The 17,601-nt window shown below is 38.5% G+C and carries 18 protein-coding genes; 3 read left to right on the top strand and 15 right to left on the bottom strand.

Annotation, left to right across the window (positions count from 1 at the left end; genetic code table 11):
* Positions 1-27: 27 nt before the first annotated feature.
* Genes ACY3XC_RS21605 through ACY3XC_RS21585 form a run of 5 tightly spaced genes read right to left on the bottom strand, consistent with a single transcriptional unit; the run spans position 28 to position 4,002 of the window.
* Complete coding sequence (locus tag ACY3XC_RS21605; RefSeq protein WP_464870377.1) at positions 28-333, bottom strand: antibiotic biosynthesis monooxygenase family protein; 306 nt, start codon at positions 331-333, stop codon at positions 28-30.
* A gap of 51 nt (positions 334-384) precedes the next feature.
* The gene (locus ACY3XC_RS21600; protein ID WP_464870376.1) at positions 385-1,332 is read right to left on the bottom strand and encodes a siderophore ABC transporter substrate-binding protein; all 948 of its coding nucleotides are present in this window, start codon (positions 1,330-1,332) and stop codon (positions 385-387) included.
* 18 nt (positions 1,333-1,350) lie between these two features.
* Positions 1,351-2,112, bottom strand: coding sequence for an iron ABC transporter ATP-binding protein (locus ACY3XC_RS21595; protein ID WP_179159429.1), 762 nt, complete (start codon positions 2,110-2,112; stop codon positions 1,351-1,353).
* Positions 2,109-3,059, bottom strand: a complete 951-nt coding sequence (locus tag ACY3XC_RS21590; RefSeq protein ID WP_464870375.1) for an iron chelate uptake ABC transporter family permease subunit — start codon at positions 3,057-3,059, stop codon at positions 2,109-2,111. Before ACY3XC_RS21590 ends, ACY3XC_RS21595 begins: the two co-directional genes overlap by 4 nt.
* Positions 3,052-4,002 carry an ABC transporter permease gene (locus ACY3XC_RS21585; RefSeq protein WP_464870409.1) on the bottom strand — a complete coding sequence of 317 codons (951 nt, stop codon included), beginning with the start codon at positions 4,000-4,002 and terminating at the stop codon, positions 3,052-3,054. Before ACY3XC_RS21585 ends, ACY3XC_RS21590 begins: the two co-directional genes overlap by 8 nt.
* A gap of 369 nt (positions 4,003-4,371) precedes the next feature.
* Here ACY3XC_RS21585 and ACY3XC_RS21580 point away from each other — a divergent pair, with 369 nt between their 5' ends.
* A complete protein-coding gene (locus ACY3XC_RS21580; protein ID WP_464870374.1) occupies positions 4,372-4,845 on the top strand; it encodes a redoxin domain-containing protein in 474 nt (157 codons plus the stop codon).
* 94 nt (positions 4,846-4,939) lie between these two features.
* On the opposite strand, the gene rfbA is transcribed toward ACY3XC_RS21580, so the two are convergent.
* The 8 genes from rfbA to ACY3XC_RS21540 form a co-directional block, all read right to left on the bottom strand.
* Positions 4,940-5,803, bottom strand: coding sequence for a glucose-1-phosphate thymidylyltransferase RfbA (gene rfbA, locus ACY3XC_RS21575; RefSeq protein ID WP_464870373.1), 864 nt, complete (start codon positions 5,801-5,803; stop codon positions 4,940-4,942).
* Positions 5,804-6,055: 252 nt separating this feature from the next.
* Complete coding sequence (locus ACY3XC_RS21570; RefSeq protein ID WP_464870372.1) at positions 6,056-7,585, bottom strand: glycosyltransferase; 1,530 nt, start codon at positions 7,583-7,585, stop codon at positions 6,056-6,058.
* Between the two features lie 463 nt (positions 7,586-8,048).
* Complete coding sequence (locus ACY3XC_RS21565; protein ID WP_464870371.1) at positions 8,049-8,354, bottom strand: hypothetical protein; 306 nt, start codon at positions 8,352-8,354, stop codon at positions 8,049-8,051.
* Positions 8,355-8,494: 140 nt separating this feature from the next.
* Positions 8,495-8,905, bottom strand: coding sequence for a hypothetical protein (locus ACY3XC_RS21560; protein WP_464870370.1), 411 nt, complete (start codon positions 8,903-8,905; stop codon positions 8,495-8,497).
* 232 nt (positions 8,906-9,137) lie between these two features.
* On the bottom strand, positions 9,138-9,560 hold the full coding sequence (locus ACY3XC_RS21555) for an S-Ena type endospore appendage (protein ID WP_464870369.1): 423 nt from the start codon (positions 9,558-9,560) through the stop codon (positions 9,138-9,140).
* A 330-nt stretch (positions 9,561-9,890) separates the two neighbouring features.
* On the bottom strand, positions 9,891-10,505 hold the full coding sequence (locus ACY3XC_RS21550; protein WP_464870368.1) for a hypothetical protein: 615 nt from the start codon (positions 10,503-10,505) through the stop codon (positions 9,891-9,893).
* Between the two features lie 146 nt (positions 10,506-10,651).
* A complete protein-coding gene (locus ACY3XC_RS21545) occupies positions 10,652-10,966 on the bottom strand; it encodes a DMT family transporter (RefSeq protein WP_179159418.1) in 315 nt (104 codons plus the stop codon).
* On the bottom strand, positions 10,966-11,328 hold the full coding sequence (locus ACY3XC_RS21540; protein ID WP_464870367.1) for a DMT family transporter: 363 nt from the start codon (positions 11,326-11,328) through the stop codon (positions 10,966-10,968). The genes ACY3XC_RS21545 and ACY3XC_RS21540 overlap by 1 nt, the downstream gene beginning before the upstream one ends.
* Before the next feature lie 120 nt (positions 11,329-11,448).
* On the opposite strand from ACY3XC_RS21540, the gene ACY3XC_RS21535 reads away from it, so the two are divergent.
* A complete protein-coding gene (locus ACY3XC_RS21535) occupies positions 11,449-13,215 on the top strand; it encodes an ABC transporter ATP-binding protein (protein WP_464870366.1) in 1,767 nt (588 codons plus the stop codon).
* Between the two features lie 21 nt (positions 13,216-13,236).
* Here the strand turns inward: ACY3XC_RS21535 and ACY3XC_RS21530 are convergent, their stop codons facing one another.
* Positions 13,237-14,520 carry an MFS transporter gene (locus ACY3XC_RS21530; RefSeq protein WP_464870365.1) on the bottom strand — a complete coding sequence of 428 codons (1,284 nt, stop codon included), beginning with the start codon at positions 14,518-14,520 and terminating at the stop codon, positions 13,237-13,239.
* Positions 14,521-14,711: 191 nt separating this feature from the next.
* On the opposite strand from ACY3XC_RS21530, the gene ACY3XC_RS21525 reads away from it, so the two are divergent.
* The gene (locus ACY3XC_RS21525; RefSeq protein WP_464870364.1) at positions 14,712-16,547 is read left to right on the top strand and encodes an LTA synthase family protein; all 1,836 of its coding nucleotides are present in this window, start codon (positions 14,712-14,714) and stop codon (positions 16,545-16,547) included.
* 15 nt (positions 16,548-16,562) lie between these two features.
* On the opposite strand, the gene ACY3XC_RS21520 is transcribed toward ACY3XC_RS21525, so the two are convergent.
* The gene (locus ACY3XC_RS21520) at positions 16,563-17,594 is read right to left on the bottom strand and encodes a DUF418 domain-containing protein (protein WP_464870363.1); all 1,032 of its coding nucleotides are present in this window, start codon (positions 17,592-17,594) and stop codon (positions 16,563-16,565) included.
* Between the last annotated feature and the right edge of the window lie 7 nt (positions 17,595-17,601).

The following is a 17,601-nucleotide window of genomic DNA, read 5'->3' as shown; positions in this document are numbered from 1 at the left end:
ATTCAAGTCAGCCTCTCTCTATTAAACTTATCCTTTTACATAATAAAGATCAAGACTGGATTCAACAAGATACTCAGGCTTCTCTGCCTTTGGCTTCGCCTTATGAGCGGCGATATGCTCTGGACTCTTCTCCCAATTTTTCCAATCCTCTTCAGATTCCCATTGAACCATAACCATAACTTCCTCTTCGCCGCGGCGAACCTTTTTCACTAGAATCTGTTTTCCAATGTATCCAGGCCGCTGAGCCATCAGACCGCCACGATTCGCAAAGTTCTCGACTACCTGCTCACTAAATCCTTCTTTTACAACAATTCTTCTAACTTGATAAAACATAAACGATCCCTCCCTATAAATAAAGCCAGGCAGGAAACCTGGCTCGTAATCTTATAATGCAGCTTCGATTTCCTCAGCCATAAGTTTTACAGATTGTAATCCGCCGCCGCTTAAATACCAAGCTTCTGGATCTAGGTAAATAATTTTATCTTCTTGGAAGGCTGTTGTCTTTTTAACAAGTTCATTTTCGATTACTTTTTCGGCACCAGCTTCGCCGCCTACTGCTGTGTTACGGTCGATGACAAACAATACGTCTGGATTTGTCTCCATAATGTATTCCATTGTAATGCTTTGTCCATGGGTGGATACTTCAATTTTCTCATCTGCTGCTCCAAAACCAAACACGTCATGAATGACACCAAAACGTGAGCTTGGTCCATAAGCACTAACTTTTCCTTCATTTGCTAAAACAATTAATCCTTTTTTATCAAGTGCAGAAGCTTTTTTATTTACCTCTTCAACGCTTGCTTTGATCTCTTCTACAGAGTTTGCTACTTCATCCTTCTTGTCAAAAATTTCACCGACAAGGTTCATGTTTTTCTCAAATGACTCCATGTATTTTGTATAATCTAATTCCACATAAACAGTTGGAGCAATTTCTGCGAACTGTTCGTATAACTCAGCTTGGCGAGTAGTGATGAAAATAACATCCGGCTGCATCGTATGAATTGCTTCAAAATCAGGCTCTTTTAAGCTGCCAACGTTCGTATATCCTTCACCAGCGTATTTTTCTAAGTATGCAGGGACAGATGCTTGTGGAACTCCAGTTACTTCGACACCTAATTCATCCAACGTGTCTAATATTCCAAAGTCAAATACAACTACTTTTTCTGGATTTTTGTCAATTTCTACTTCACCATACTTATGTTCAATCGTCATTTTCTCAGTCGGAGCTTGTTTTGCATCGGCTATTTCTGTTTTGCTTTCTTCCTTAGACCCACATGCTGCTAATAATAATATCATTGAAACCATTAATGCTAAAAAACTCCACTTTTTCATTCCTAAACTCTCCTTTAATTAAGCGCTAAAATAAACACAAATTCTGCAGCCATCCATTTTCTGAATGGGAATATCCATATCGTAAATCTCTTTTAATGCAGCTGAGTCAATAATTTCTTCTGTAGGTCCATCTTTCACAACCTTACCATCCTTCATCGCGACAATACGATCGGAGTAAACAGACGCAAAGTTGATATCATGAAGCACGATAACAACGGTTTTACCAAGCTCATCAACCAGACGGCGCAGTATTTTCATAATTTGAACGGAATGCTTCATATCTAAATTGTTCAATGGTTCATCAAGCAGAATGTACTCCGTATCCTGTGCAATAACCATCGCGATAAATGCGCGCTGCCTTTGACCTCCAGATAATTCATCTAAAAAACTGTCCTGCATTTCGGTTAGGTGCATATATTCAAGCGATTGATCAACCATCCGTTCGTCTTCATCCGTCAATCGACCCTTCGAATAAGGAAAGCGTCCGAAGGATACTAGTTCACGAATCGTCAAGCGAACATTCATATAGTTGGACTGTTTTAAAATGGATACCTTCTTAGCAAAATCATTAGATTTCATCTTTTTCACATCAGCTTTGTCAATCAACACTTCACCTGTATCTGAATCAAGAAGACGGCTTACCATTGATAGTAACGTCGATTTACCTGCTCCATTCGGACCAATAAAACTCGTAATTTTCCGCGGCTGAATATCAACGGTTACATCCTCAACAACCGACTTTTTACCATATAACTTTGACAAAGCTCGGACTTGTATCATGCAGCTTTCCTCTCCTTTAACAGTAAATAGATGAAGTACACTCCACCGATAAAGTTAATAATGACACTTAACGTTGTCGAAAAAGTAAAGACTCTTTCAACCACCCATTGCCCGCCAACAAGGGCGATGATGCTCATGAGAATCGCACCCGTTATCAGTACGGTGTGTTTGTAGGTTTTGAAAAATTGATAGGATAAATTGGCAACAATTAAGCCAAAAAAAGTAATCGGTCCTACTAATCCAGTCGAGATTGATATAAAAACTGACACAATTACTAGCATTTTTTTGACAATCGAATCATAGGGAACCCCTAAATTAATGGCAGTATCACGACCTAAGGATAATACGTCTAAATACGTTAAAAAGCGCCATGCATAGATCATTACCAGGCTGACAATCACAATGGCCAGCCAGACTAAGTCTGAATTGATATTATTAAAACTCGCAAACATTTTGTCTTGAACAATCTGAAACTCATTTGGATCAATCAATACCTGAAAAAAGGTTGAGATACTTGAGAAAAATGTCCCGACAATGATTCCCACTAGTAATAAAAAGTAGATTGGCTGATTGCCCTTTTTAAATAGAAATTTATATAAAAAGAGTGCAAATACAATCATTACCGCAACAGAGAGTAAGAAATTCACCTGTTTATTGACGATTATCATATGACCGGAGCCTAAAAAGAAAATAATTAATGTTTGTAAGAGCATGTAAAGGGAATCCAATCCCATGATGCTCGGTGTTAAGATTTTATTATGGGTAATGGTTTGAAAAACAACTGTTGCATAGGCAATCGTGACACCTGTTAAAACCATTGCCAGCACTTTTATCGTTCGTTTTGGCAGGGCGTATCCAAAGCTGCCGTTTAAATCATGAAATAAATAGATAGCACAAGCTCCCGCAGCGATCAATGCGAGTATAGCCAATTTTATTGAGTTACGCATAGGCCTTCCTCCGGAACAGTAAGTATAAGAAAATTGCGCTTCCGATTACACCAACCATGAGACTGATCGAAATCTCATATGGATAAATGAGCACCCGGCCCAATATATCGCAAATCAGAAGGAAAATAGCTCCTAGGAGTGCCGTATGCGGCAATGTTTTTTGCAAATGGTCGCCTTTAAATATCGATATGATATTCGGAATAATCAAGCCTAAAAACGGAATGATCCCCACTGTCAACACAACCGTAGTGGTCACCAGTGCAACCAGTATCAGACCGATATTTACAATCCGGCGATAGGCAAGCCCAAGATTTTTTGAAAAATCCTCACCCATACCAGCAACAGTGAAGCGATTAGCATAGAAATAAGCAATGATTAAGATCGGAAGACTTATGTAAAGGAGTTCATATCTGCCCTTCATAATCATCGAAAAATCCCCCTGAAGCCAAGCAGACATATTTTGAATGACGTCAGCACGATAAGCGAAAAAGGTTGTTACAGAGGACAAAATATTCCCAAACATCAACCCAACAAGCGGGATGAAAATAGCATCCTTAAACTTAATTCGGTCAAGAATTTGCATAAACAAAAATGTACCAGCAAGTGCGAAAGCAAAGGCTACTGCCATTTTTTCCAGCATGGTTGCATTTGCAAACAACAGCATAGAAACAAGGATACCAAGCCGGGTTGCGTCTAAGGTTCCCGCCGTCGTCGGTGAAACAAATTTGTTTCGGCTGAGCTGCTGCATAATCAAACCTGCAATACTCATTCCAGCTCCTGCAAGCAGGATTGCTACTAACCTTGGCAGTCTGCTGATAAGGAAAATCTGGGTTTCCTCGGATTGGACATCTAACAAGTCCAATGGTGATATACTGCTAACCCCAACAAACAAGGAAACAGCAGATAAGAGTATTAATCCTAGTAGTAAATATCTTTTCTTCATCATGGCATTCCCCAACAATTCTATTTTTCTCTCATTTTCAATCTAATTGAGAATTATTATCACTTAAAAACAAAAAATAATGACATTGAAAATCATTATCAACGCCCTATACATTTGATTATAAACAGTGTAATTTGTCTAGTCAATAAACAATCGAGAACTACTTTCACTAATTTCTGAATAATTTGTGACATAAATATGGTGTTAACCTCGTAAATCTCAATAGGATGAACTGTTGTGATTCCAAAGAAAGCTGATTTTCAAGACCTATTGAAAGATGTCATATAAAGACATCTTTTTTTGTCTAATTCATGCTGAAAATGGAAACCCTACCGAAGATGTAATGTTTCAAAAAGAGGAGGAGTTTTCTTGGAAGCAACCTTAAAGGTTGGGGATACAGCCCCTGATTTTTCACTGCCTGCAACAACAAAGGACCCGCTTGCACTCTCAGATTATAGAGGCAATCAGAATGTGGTCGTTGCCTTTTATGGAATGGATTTTACCCCAGGCTGAATTAAAGAAATTTCCTCTTGGAAAGAGGACTACAAAAGATTTGAACAGTTAGGTGCAGAGGTTATAGGAATCAGTGCCGATCATATTCACTCGCACCGAGTTTTTGCCGCCAGTATGGGGACATTGCCTTATCCTTTAGCATCCGATTGGCGCAGGCAGACCATCAAAGACTATAAGGTGTTTAACGAAAAAGGTGAAGTCGCAATCCGCTCCGTCTTTGTTGTCGATAAAGATGGTCTCATTACCTATATAAACACCTCCTTTAAAGCAGACAAGAAAGAAGATTATGAAGCTGTTTTCTCTGAGCTTGAAAAGTTAACTGCACATTAAAAGAAAAACATCTCCCGGAATCTTTCGAGAGATGTTTTCTACTCTTGATACGCCTTATAATAATCAATCTAGCTGCCTTACCCGATCCTCATAGTTAATCCAGCATCTTTATTAAATATTTTCCATAATCAGTATTCATTAATGGCCTTGCTAAATTAAATAATTTTTCTTTCGTTATATACCCTTTTTGAAAAGCAATTTCCTCAATACAAGCAACTTTTATGTTTTGTGATTCTTCAATTGTCTTTATAAACTGAGAGGCCTTATTAAGAGATTGGTGAGTTCCTGTATCAAGCCATGCATTCCCTTTACTTATCAATTTCACAGATAACTCTCCCCACTCGAGGTACACTTTATTTACGTCAGTAATTTCTAATTCATCTCTTTGGGAAGGTTTGATGCTTTTGGCAATATCTATCACCCGATTATCATAAAAATATAACCCTGTGACAGCATAATTCGATTTAGGATTTGAAGGCTTTTCTTCTAAAGAGGTGACCGTTCCGTCTTCAGAAAAGTCAACGACACCAAATTGCTCGGGATCATTCACATAATAACCAAAAACTGTGGCACCTTTTTCTTGTTTCACCACTTCAGTTAGTAAATCTTGAAATTCGTATCCATAAAAAATGTTATCCCCTAATATTAATGCAACCGGGTCATTTCCAATAAATTGTTCCCCAATAATTAATGCTTGAGCGATTCCATTTGGTGTTGTTTGATTTTCATAGGTAATGGTAATACCTAGAGCGGATCCATCACCCAGAAGTTCTTTATAACGGGGAATATCTTTTGAAGTCGAAATAATTAATATTTCTTTGATGCCTGCTAGCAGAAGTGTAGACAATGGATAATAAATCATAGGCTTATCATAAATCGGCAATAAATGCTTCGATATGGATCGAGTTAATGGATATAATCTCGTTCCACTCCCACCTGCTAAAATAATCCCTTTCATTCTTTTTCCACCTTATTGTTTTTGTACTATTTCAAAAATAATAAACATAATGCTATTGAAGTAGTATATGAAAAGTTTCTTGAATACGGTAACTGCTGAAATGTTGGGAAAAAATGAATATTTTCTTATTTTTTATACAAAGTTTATTTATTCACTTTTAACAAATTTGTTTGGAGGAAAATCAACAGACCATGCACAAAGGATACCCCTAAAAGTTATACTTTTGGGATAACCTCTTTTCCTTTATTCCCACTATGGCAACATCACTACTTTTTCCTTACAAGATGCACAATACTTGGCATATTCAATACACGTTTCTAAGGAATCATCCGGCTCCATAGGCCACCAGCGTATTGCCCCCATAGGTGCCTTAGATGCATATTCCTCAATTTCTGAAGGAACATTCCCAACCACTACAACTTCTGTTTCACTAAAGTTGGTTTCTAAACCCTTTTGCAGTGTATTAAATAAATGGTTATGCTCTTTGTCAGTACTAGAATAAGGGATTGGAAAAAGATATGAAACTTTAGAGGAGTCTTCATGAATATGATGAGCGGTTGCACGCCCAGCATCATCCATCGCTCTTTCCCATACGCGACAATATGGTGCTTCCTCAGGTAAACCTAATTCTTGCATCCGCGAAGTAATTCTTGGATGATAATAACTATATAACTCATTTACAAGAATTTGAATCTGATTATTTCTAAGAAAGGTAGAATTATCACCTTTTTCATTTCGGTATTGAATATAGAGTAAATCGGGAACAGCAACATATTTGGTGCAAAGGAATGTACGAACTAAAATGTCGTAGTCGTCTGCCACTAAAAGTTCTTCCCGATGACCTCCAATTAGATGATAACAGTCCCTCGTCCATGCCCGGGGATGATTAGGTAAGCCCACCAAATGACTAATAGTAGTTCGATTAAGAACCGTATTTTTATAAACATTTTGCCATCGATTCATTTCATGGAGCCAGACTCGATAATACATGCAGTATCCAAATCCACAATCCCAACCATACCAATGAGCTCTATTCGTCCCTGCATATACTTCTGAACAATCCCCAAACACAAATCCACATTCAGGATGTTCCTGAAATGCATGAACAATCTTTTCAAGACAGTCAGGCGTAAGCTGATCGTCATGATCAACTTCGACCAAAATCTCCCCTGTACATAAACCTGCAGCATATCGTTTGGTAGCCCCAATATATCCATTACGTGTATCCTGACGATATCTTCTAACACGGGGATCATCTAGAGGAAGTAAAGATTCTTTATATGTCACATCCTCATCTCCTGAATCATCTACAATTACCCATTCCCAATTCGAATAGGTTTGACTTAAGAGCGAGTGAAAAGGTCGCTGTATTTTATCTCTAGATTTATAACTTGCTGTAAATAATGAAACTAGGGGGGCTTCCGATGAAAATTGAGTTTTGGGAACTATCTTATTTTTAGGCATAGGGTCCGTATAATTTAACCAGCAGTAAAACAGCTTGTATGGTACAATTTCCTCTGGAGAAGTAAAATGAAGCCAACGTTTTCGTTCGTATAAAGGTAATTCACTAAGTACTGGGAATTGGTTACATTCCTTCCCCAACGATACGTAAATCCGTGGAGTTTTAGTATTGATATCTAATAGAGCTTCATCATATTTATATCGTACCACTGTAATTCCTGATTCAGTGAGCCTTAACAACATCTCTTCCAATTCATCCAATGAATACTCGTTTAAAACAAATAGATGTACTGTTAGTAGTGGAATTTCTTTCGTAGACATGCTTGCCTCCTTTAAACAACATCTAACCAATTCTATCGTAAAAGAGTTAAGGACTTCTTTAAATAACGATTTGATGGTAATTTCCTTATGACCTTAAAAAACATTGCCTATTTTTCCAATTGATTCATACTCCCCTTTTGTTCAATTCACAGCAGTAACAGTAATTTTAAAATAAAGTAACAAGTTCCTTTGTTAGTGTATGAATAGACTTCGAAGTAGTTACTCCTAAAATTATTAAAATGTTTATGAAGTAATACTTCACAATCAAAAAAAGAAAAGTTTTACACATTGTTCTATTATTGCACCCATTATATTCATTCCAATAAATATAAACGTCCAATCATGAAATCCGGTTTTTCTCATCAAAAAATAAAAGGATCAGATCCTAAAGTCAACAGGACTGTAGGCTGATCCCTTTACCATCAATTCATTGGTATCAATTTTCGATTTTACTTACTTCCCGTCATGTGATTCGCATTCCAGCACTTGCCCAACCACTAATGTCGCCCGGACCAGCTACTGAGCTATAAACCAATAATAATTTTTGACCAGCAAATACAGGAACTGGAATAGGCGAAGTACCAAAGTAATCTGAAGTAGATGTTGTTCTTATTAAAGTAAATGTGGAAATCGCAGTAAACGGCGCGTTTTGTTCTCCTACTGGAGGAGGCGGAGTCATGTTTGCACTTGCATATAATGTCACACGAATGGACCCTGAAGATGGAGGGTTCTGACCATCTGCATGGAAGAAAGCGGATACTGATGCCATTCCGTTTACGGGAACTACAAAGGCAAAATTACTAGAACCACCACCAGCAGCGAACGGTATTCCTCCCGTAGTAATAGAAGCGATATCAATATTCGCAAAATTTCCAAACCCAATTGCTGCTCCTTGACCATTTGCGCTATTTATTGTGATTTGCGAATCACCATTGGCATATGGGATGATTCCTCCAACTCCACTACTTCCTTGCGCTCCTTGTGCTCCTTGCGCTCCCTGAGCTCCTTGCGCTCCTTGTGCTCCTTGCGCTCCTTGTGCTCCTTGCGCTCCTTGCGCTCCTTGCGCTCCTCGCGCTCCTTGCGCTCCTTGCGCTCCTCGCGCTCCTTGCGCTCCTTGCGCTCCTCGCGCTCCTTGCGCTCCTTGCGCTCCTTGCGCTCCTTGCGCTCCTTGCGCTCCTTGCGCTCCTTGCGCTCCTTGCGCTCCTTGCGCTCCTTGGGCTCCCTGAGCTCCTTGGGCTCCCTGAGCTCCTTGCGCTCCTTGCGCTCCTTGCGCTCCTTGCGCTCCTTGCGGACCTTGTGGACCTTGCGGACCTTGAGCACCTCTTTTTTTCTTAGTTCTTCTTAAACATTGATCATCTATACAATCACAATGCAAATGATCAAGGCAATCACAATCGTGGTCGTGTCCATTACATTTTCTACAAGACAAGCGTCTACACCTCATTTTTTGTTTAATATATAAAATATTAATCTTGTATTTTTTGACAACGGCTCTTACCTAAAATTAAAAACAAAATTTTATCTTTTTTAAAAAAATTATGTCTTAAAAAAATTAATCTGTTGCCTGGACCGGAAATCTTGCTGTAATACAAATCTCACCTTCAGAGGCAGTTGGGCAATCTGGGTCAGGTGTTCCGGTAAATGAAGGGCTTTCCACCGTGATACGATCAAACTCAGTAAGGGTAAATGCAAAACTACTATCTTCAAAAACTCTAACTACTTCTCCAACCAGATCATTTCCTAAGAAGAATCTTACTCTGACAAAATCAGGACTACCACAGTCAAAACTGACGAAACCAGATGCGAAAAATGGATCAAAATTTGCTGTCTGAAACACAGTTTGTGTTTCCCCATTCGGCACAGTCCATTCAACACATATGCAATCCTTGATTAGCTCTAGACCTTTGTCCTTTTTTTTCTTTTTGTGAGAACAAGAATCATCATCATGCCAGTTTTTCTTTTGACATTTTTTCAAATCTTTCATCTCCTATTTTTAAAAAAATTAAGGTTATGTTTTAGAATATTAATATGGGACATGTTGTGAAACGGCATTTTGCTCATATTGGTCAGGCTTTTTATGAACTCAAATTCAATTTGTCATTTGATTAATGAAGGATAAATGAAAAAAACAGGTCTAAAGGAGGATTTATTTCCTTTAGAACCTGTTTTATGGAATAGTTTCATTACTGAATTTAATCGTTATTATGCTGCAGTGAACCATGTTTTTTAAATATGGTTCTATTAAAAAAACTTAGATATTACTATATTGGTAATTTTCTTCCACACATACAGTAATAACCAAGTCCTAATTTATTTCAATTTCACTAATTATATCAATTTTGTATTGACCACTGACTTCGGTGTCTATATTTGATTTAAAGATCGTTAAGGAAGAACAATTGGTTAAATCAAATGGGTAGGATGGTGCTTCAAATAAAGGATATGATTCGAACATATCTGTGAATTTATTGTACGCTCTTAATTCCAAACCAATCATTTCCCCTTTTTCAATTGTTATACAAATTCGACTAATTTGATGACCTCTAATGTTTGATTGCCAAATGACCGCTTCTTGAAATCCCGGAGTTATTGCAAAATTCCCACAAATACTATCTTCAAACTCAATCGGGGGATGTTCGCAGTTTCTAACACAGGTATCAGGGAATACCTGGAAGCCAAAAATACAACCAATTTCAAATGTAATGCATACATCAGTAGGTACAAGAACAAATTCGTCCCGACAAACCTTACATTTTTTTAATTTTCTTGCCGTAACACATTTTTTATCATCATCAAATTGGTTTAGCAATAAAAACTTAGTACTAAAAATTCCGTTTACACCGCGGCCATTACTTTTTAGAAAAAGTAAGACCGGAATCCCCCGAGGAATTTTACGTATATCTTGCATGCTAGTCAGCAATTACCCACAATCCTCCTTTTACTTTTGTCTTTTTCTCTATATGTATATATTATGAAGGATTGTCTTTTAAGTGTGCTAATATTAGAAATGTGCATATGACTAGCAATTTAACCTTATTTTTTTCTTTAATCCCTCCTTAAATATAATTAATGAACTAGCTTTAAACCAACGACTGAAAAAATAATACCTAGAATACATGCAATCCGAAGCCAGCTCTTCGATTCTTTAAAGAACACCATTCCAACAATTGCTGCTCCTACCGTACCAATCCCTGTCCAAACGGCATAGGCAGTTGATAAAGGTATCGTTTCCATTGCCTGAACGAGCAGCTGGAAACTCATAATAAATCCTCCTATTAGAATGAGATAATTCACAATGTTACCTTTATCGGCCGTTCTTTTTAAACCGATAACGCCAACAACTTCAAAACATCCTCCAAAAATAAGCATCAGCCAATCCATTAAACCTCACCATCCTTATTTGTTAATTTCAAGCCAATAATACAAGCCAGCAGTAATAAAATAAGGAGTATTCTTAATGGACTGACAGAGCCATTTTCAAAGATAACCTCGACAATGACAGTTCCAATGGTACCAATCCCGGCAAATACAGCGTATACCGTCCCAACCGGAATAACCTTGGTAGCTCTAATAATTAAATCAAAACTTACTAAAATGGCTATAAGAACAACGAGGGAAGGAACTTCTTCATATTTAAAACCGCTTGCCCAGACCACTTCAAGAAATCCCGCAAGAATAACGTACAACCATGCTTTGGATTCACTCGCTGCATTTGAATTTGTTATCACTTTTGTTTCATTCATCGTACCTATAATTCCTCTCTTTCTTTTCCTTGCTCCATCTTATCAAAATATCATTTGCATATCACTTCATATGAAAGTATCATGCTTATTGAAGTGATTTTTTGGAATGGAGTCGTACAAATGAACCCTAAACGAGATGGTTTAAAACCATTTATTTCACTTATTTTATCTGCCAAAATCCCAAAGCTTGCATTAGGTATTGGATTGACAGCAAGTCTTATCACAACACTTGCGGGCCTTCTTGTTCCTATCCTAACGAAAAACTTAGTAGATGGTTTCTCGGTATCCTCCCTAAGTGTTCCGCTTATGATTGGAATTGGGGCTGCTTTTATTATTCAAGCAACCATCAGCGGCGTATCCATTTACCTGCTAAGTTTTGTTGGTCAAAAGATCGTCGCCCGGCTCCGTGAACGGATGTGGGTCAAATTAATCCGGTTACCTGTAAGTTATTTTGATAAACAATCCAGTGGTGAAACGGTAAGCCGTGTCATCAGTGATACGAGTATTGTCCGTGATTTAATTTCAAACCACTTTCCACAATTCATTACAGGTATTATTTCCATCATCGGCGCCATTGTTATCCTCCTTATTATGGATTGGAAAATGACCTTATTGATGTTAATATCTGTTCCCCTCACCTTCATTATTATGATGCCGCTTGGCAGGAGGATGGCAAAGATCTCTCGTGGTTTACAGGATGAAACAGCAGCCTTTACCGGTAACATCCAACAAACATTGAGTGAAATTCGTTTAATGAAAGCATCAACGGCAGAAAAGCAAGAAGAGACAAAGGGTTTATCTGGAATCGATAAATTACTGGGATTTGGTTTAAAAGAAGCACGAATTACCGCTTTGATCGCTCCCATCATGTACCTAGTTGTCATGATTGTAATCGTGATGATCATTGGATACGGGGGCATGCGGGTGGCAAATGGAACGATGTCCACCGGTTCACTTGTTGCTTTCTTACTATATCTATTTCAAATTATTTTCCCCATTACTAGTTTCGCCATGTTCTTTACACAGTTACAAAAAGCAAAAGGAGCTACCGAGCGAATTATTGATATTTTAAACCTCCCTTTAGAAGAAGGCCAAAAAGGAATGGAATTAGACATCGGTAATAAACCTATACAGGTCAGGAATGTTTCTTTTTCCTATAGTGAAGATGAACCTGTCCTTCTTGATGTATCCTTTGAGGCACAGCCTGGGGAAATGATTGCATTTGCAGGTCCTAGCGGCGGCGGGAAGACTACCATGTTCGGCTTACTTGAACGCTTTTACGAGCCGTCCTCTGGCAAAATTATGGTGGGCGATACTCCAATCACTGATTTATCGGCTGCAGCTTGGCGCAGTCAAATTGGTTATGTTTCACAGGAAAGTGCTATGATGGCGGGAACCATCCGCGAAAATTTATGTTACGGGCTGCCTGATGATGAATCTATTTCTGAAGAACGGCTCTGGGAAGTTTGTGAGATGGCGTATGCAAGTGAATTTATTAAATCCTTTTCGGAAGCTTTAGACACAGAAGTTGGAGAGCGCGGGGTAAAACTTTCTGGCGGACAGAGACAGCGCATTGCCATCGCACGGGCCTTTTTACGCGACCCTAAGATTTTAATGATGGACGAAGCAACGGCGAGCTTAGACAGCCAATCAGAAGGAATTGTGCAGCAGGCTTTATCCCGATTAATGGAAGGCCGTACTACCTTTGTCATTGCTCATCGCTTATCAACCATAGTGGATGCAGATAAGATCATTTTTATCGAAAAAGGACGTGTAACTGGAATCGGCACCCATCACGAATTAACCCAATCCCATGATTTATACCGTGAATTCGCAGAACAACAATTAACGAGTCAAGAAAATACTAAGAAAGGTGCTTTAAGCTGAGCTTAATGCACCTTTCTTATCCTAAACCTGAGGCTGCTTCTCTGTCATTGAGAGATTTGCCCCCTCCTCTTTTACTTTGAAAAGCGGTACTACCAGTAACGATCCAATCAGAAATAATATACCTGAGACGGTATAAACACCAGATAACGTCAGCGGGATTTTCACAACACCTGAAACTGACATTCCAATAACCATCATTCCCATAAACAGCGGACTTAGCACACCATTTACACGTCCGATAAATGCTTCCTCTGAGTACTTAAGAATAATCGTATTTATCCCAATATGGATGCACGGGAAGAAAATTCCGTTTAATACCTGGAATACAAGAGTTAGCACAACACTTGTAGACCAACCTACACCAACTGTAAAAACCATACTAGCGAAAATCCCGAGGGCAAGCAGCTTTTGTGGTGAAATTTTCTTTGAAAAAGCCATAACGATTCCGCCGCCAATTAACATTCCAACACCATTTGCCATTAATAACCACTGGATAAATTCTTTTGGCACCTCAAGTTTTTCAATGGCTACAAAGATCGCCAACGGCGAAATAAGCCCAACGGCAAGACCACATACCGCAAAAATACCACCCATTGATTTCAGTATTTTCTTTGACATCACATAACGAAATCCGTCTGCCAATTCTTTCTTAAAATTATTCTCGACCGCTGAGGTTTCCTTTTCCAAGTCACGGGGCAGGAACATTAATACAAGTCCAGAAAGTAAAAACATTGCTCCCATAACGCCGATTGATACGTAAATTCCATAGTTTTGATAGACAAGGGTTCCAATAACAGGTCCAATTACCATAAAGATAGCCATCAACGATTGGAACATGGCCATAACAGATTGTAATTGCTCACCAGGAACATGCTGCTTTAATAGCTTCATTGCCGAAGGCATGGAAAACTGTGATAGAATGGCTGAAACGAGTGTTGCTAAGAAGATTGCCTGCCACGATCCGTATAGAAGGGCTAACAACACCAACCCAATGGATACCGCAGATAACATATCACACCAAACCATTGTTAGTTTAGGCTTCCAACGGTCTGCAAATGTCCCGCCAATAAAAGAAAAGATAAAAATTGGTGCAAATTCAACTACAGAAATTAAGGAAACATAGACCGGATTGTTATTCGTAATATCTGTCACGTACAGTAAAATCGCAAAATTCCTAATCCAAATACCTAACTGAAGTAAAAAATTCGAAGACATAATCGCCAATACAATTCGGTTGGCAAATATATTTCTTGAAGGCTTCCCTGCTGGAACAGACGCTTCCCCCTCATTATTGTAAACTTCCATTCTATTTCCCCTTTCGAACGTTATAAAGTTATTTTTGCCAAAATGTTGCATAATCATATCATATCGAAAAAATTTTTTCAGCTTCAAAACCAAGTTTACAGAAAATTAATATTTTCCCCTTTATTAGTTGATAGAATGGTAGATGTTTTGATAAGTTTAAGAGAAAAGAGTATCGTATAGAGGTGTTTTTTATGAATAAGATTTCTGTTGCTAATTTTCATCATCCAATTGTACTGCTATTGGTTGTTTTGTTTATAAAAATTTATGCCTTTCAGGTTGTGGTTTTTGAAAACACATCGTTTTTCCATGTTTTACTTGTTGAATTTCCCATGTGGGCTCTTATGTTATCAGCCCTTATGATCTTCTTTAAAAAACGGACCTGGTTCGCTATTTGGCTTTATAACCTTTTCTTATCGGTTCTGTTTATTGTCGTCGTTTATTATACTCGCTATTTCTCAACCGTTCCTTCTTATTACGACGTCAAACAAATCTATCAATCAAACTCCGTTGGGGGTACACTTGCCCTGCTCGGAAGTCCATATGACTTTTTATTCTTCTTAGATGTTGTCTTAGTACTTCCACTAATTTGGTACTTCAAGAAAAACGCATCATCCTTTGCTTCTGCAAAAAGATTTGCCATTGGCTTTGGCTGTATTGGACTCATTATGACGATTATCGCTTTTCGCTATCCATTGATTGATGTTTCTTATTTTGCAAAGAAGCATGGCTATATCCAATCACAATTCGTTCAAGCCTATGAAAACAGCCTTGGAACAGCTTTTGCCAGTCAAGAGCACCTGTCTAAAAAAGAGCTTGAAGAGCTAAAAGGCAATACCTTTGTTCCTGCCGATAAACACGACAGCTTTGGACTTGCAAAAAATCGTCATGTTTTTATTATCCAAGTGGAGTCCTTGCAGGAATTCACCATCAATCAAAGGATTAATGGTCAGGAAATCACCCCAAATTTAAATGCTCTTTTAAAAGAAAGTGCTTATTTCGATAACGTGTATCAGCAAATTGGAGCTGGTAACACATCAGATGCAGAATGGCTTATGCATACTTCCTTATATCCAGAAGGTATGGATCCAACGGTTAATACCCTTGAAAGTATAGAGATTCCATCACTTGCTTGGACGCTAAAGAAGAACGGCTATGGTGCTGCAACCTACCATGCTGATGATATTACCTATTGGAGCCGCGATAAATTATATCCAGCACTGGGATTTGACTATATCTACACGAGTAATGAGATTCCTGCCGAAAAGGAAATTGGCTTTGGTCCTGCAGATGAAGTGTTGTTTAACTATGTAGAGGAACAGCTGCCAAAACAGTTGAAGTCACACGACAGGATGTATTCCAATATCATTACGCTCACAAGTCATACACCGTTTGATATGCCAGAGGAATATGAGTTTCTAGACTTGCCGGAAAACTATAAAGATACCTACGTCGGCAACTACTTCCAATCTGTTCGTTATACGGATGAACAAATCGGGTTATTCATTAAACAGCTAAAAAATCTTGGTATTTATGATGAATCGGTTATTCTGATTTACGGTGATCACTCTGGCCTGCACGGTGCACCCGTTACCGATAACGATAAAGTTCTGTTAAAAGAAGTACTAGGACATGAGTACAATATGCAGGATCGCTTTGTTGTACCGGTCTTATTCACGGTACCTGGTCTCTTTACAGGTGAAACCTATTCCCATCTTGGGGGGCAAATTGACCTGATGCCGACTCTATTAAACTTACTGGGCATTGAACATGATTCACAAATGATTGGGCACAATCTTTTTCACTATAAAAAGAATCTGTTAGGAATGCGTTATTACCTGCCTGGGGGTTCGTTTATCAGCGATAAAACCTTTTACACGGCACCAAGCGCAAAGCTGCCCGCATCGATTTATGACCGTAAAACAATGAAGAAAACAAAGAATACGAATGGCCTTCAAAAAAGTATTGATAATACCTTATCCATCATGCAGTACTCGGATTATATCCGTAAAGAACAAACAGAGGAATAGGAAAAGACCTGCATTCTAGGATGCAGTTCTTTCTTTAACTCGTTTTCTCATTGATAGAACCTCTAAATACGTGATGATACGCCAAATCCATTCCAAAGGACCATATTGAAAAAAACGAAGCCAGGTAACACTAAAGATAAGCTGGATAACATAAATCGTTAGACAAAGAATTAGAGATTGGAGATAGGTTAATGACTCAAACAAGTTGAATAGATAACCAGCCAAGTAGATAAAGACTGTTTGAAATATATAGTTTGTTAACGCCATCCGCCCATAGCTTTTCAGGGGGGATAACAGCTTTTGAACAAACGGGTGTTGCAAAAGCAGGATCAGTACTCCAACGTATAAAGCTGAAATAAGCGGACCAATCATAATTCCGATACTTAAGAACGTGTAAGTCGCTTCATCTACCCCTGTATAAAAACCAAATGGATTTGAAGGGGCATATTGATACTGATAAATTAGCCCAGCTATGCCCGCTAGTAGAAAAATAGCGGTAAATATTGATACCTTTTTTATATTCTCTGCGATTCCTTCAAACACTCGATATTGACCAGCTGTAATCCCAAGCAGCATTAACGGTACCACCATAAACAGTTTAAATGCCATTAAACTCAAGGCAATCAGCAGAATAAGAGCAATACCAAGATTAATTTCTTTTTTCACTTTATAAAATGGGAGTAACAGGAGCCCCGTAACTGCATAAACCGTTAACGCTTCACCAGGATGGAATTTTACATGGAACCAGCCTAAGATAAATAACACTGCGATTCTTCTTATAAACAAAACATAGCCATTTTTCCCCTTCGAGTTCGCTCTTGAAATAAATAGATAAAAGCCAACACCGAACAAAAACGAGAAAAGTGTATAAAACCTGCCCTCAACAAATAAAAATAGAAACCGTTGGTAGAATGCATCCGCCGTGCCAGGGTCAGGCACTTTAACGGCTAATAGCGGCAGGATATTGACTAGTATAATTCCCAATAAAGCAAAGCCACGTAAATAATCGAGTATTTCTATTCGTTTATGGCCATCCGTTGGCTTCATCCTCTCA

The sequence above is a fragment of the Bacillus sp. CZDM1 genome (assembly GCF_055502545.1).
The sequence above is the reverse complement of the archived record's forward strand: the minus strand, read 5'-3'. Positions and strand labels throughout refer to the sequence as shown.

What these genes read in the sequence shown, in the direction of transcription:
- ACY3XC_RS21585 (WP_464870409.1), bottom strand. Translation starts at nt 4,002, where the DNA reads ATGAAGAAAAGATATTTACTACTAGGATTAATACTCTTATCTGCTGTT.
- ACY3XC_RS21530 (WP_464870365.1), bottom strand. Translation starts at nt 14,520, where the DNA reads ATGGAAGTTTACAATAATGAGGGGGAAGCGTCTGTTCCAGCAGGGAAG.
- rfbA (WP_464870373.1), bottom strand. Translation starts at nt 5,803, where the DNA reads ATGAAAGGGATTATTTTAGCAGGTGGGAGTGGAACGAGATTATATCCA.
- ACY3XC_RS21590 (WP_464870375.1), bottom strand. Translation starts at nt 3,059, where the DNA reads ATGCGTAACTCAATAAAATTGGCTATACTCGCATTGATCGCTGCGGGA.
- ACY3XC_RS21595 (WP_179159429.1), bottom strand. Translation starts at nt 2,112, where the DNA reads ATGATACAAGTCCGAGCTTTGTCAAAGTTATATGGTAAAAAGTCGGTT.
- ACY3XC_RS21600 (WP_464870376.1), bottom strand. Translation starts at nt 1,332, where the DNA reads ATGAAAAAGTGGAGTTTTTTAGCATTAATGGTTTCAATGATATTATTA.
- ACY3XC_RS21525 (WP_464870364.1), top strand. Translation starts at nt 14,712, where the DNA reads ATGAATAAGATTTCTGTTGCTAATTTTCATCATCCAATTGTACTGCTA.
- ACY3XC_RS21570 (WP_464870372.1), bottom strand. Translation starts at nt 7,585, where the DNA reads ATGTCTACGAAAGAAATTCCACTACTAACAGTACATCTATTTGTTTTA.
- ACY3XC_RS21545 (WP_179159418.1), bottom strand. Translation starts at nt 10,966, where the DNA reads ATGGATTGGCTGATGCTTATTTTTGGAGGATGTTTTGAAGTTGTTGGC.
- ACY3XC_RS21535 (WP_464870366.1), top strand. Translation starts at nt 11,449, where the DNA reads ATGAACCCTAAACGAGATGGTTTAAAACCATTTATTTCACTTATTTTA.
- ACY3XC_RS21605 (WP_464870377.1), bottom strand. Translation starts at nt 333, where the DNA reads ATGTTTTATCAAGTTAGAAGAATTGTTGTAAAAGAAGGATTTAGTGAG.
- ACY3XC_RS21540 (WP_464870367.1), bottom strand. Translation starts at nt 11,328, where the DNA reads ATGAATGAAACAAAAGTGATAACAAATTCAAATGCAGCGAGTGAATCC.
- ACY3XC_RS21520 (WP_464870363.1), bottom strand. Translation starts at nt 17,594, where the DNA reads ATGAAGCCAACGGATGGCCATAAACGAATAGAAATACTCGATTATTTA.
- ACY3XC_RS21565 (WP_464870371.1), bottom strand. Translation starts at nt 8,354, where the DNA reads ATGGCATCAGTATCCGCTTTCTTCCATGCAGATGGTCAGAACCCTCCA.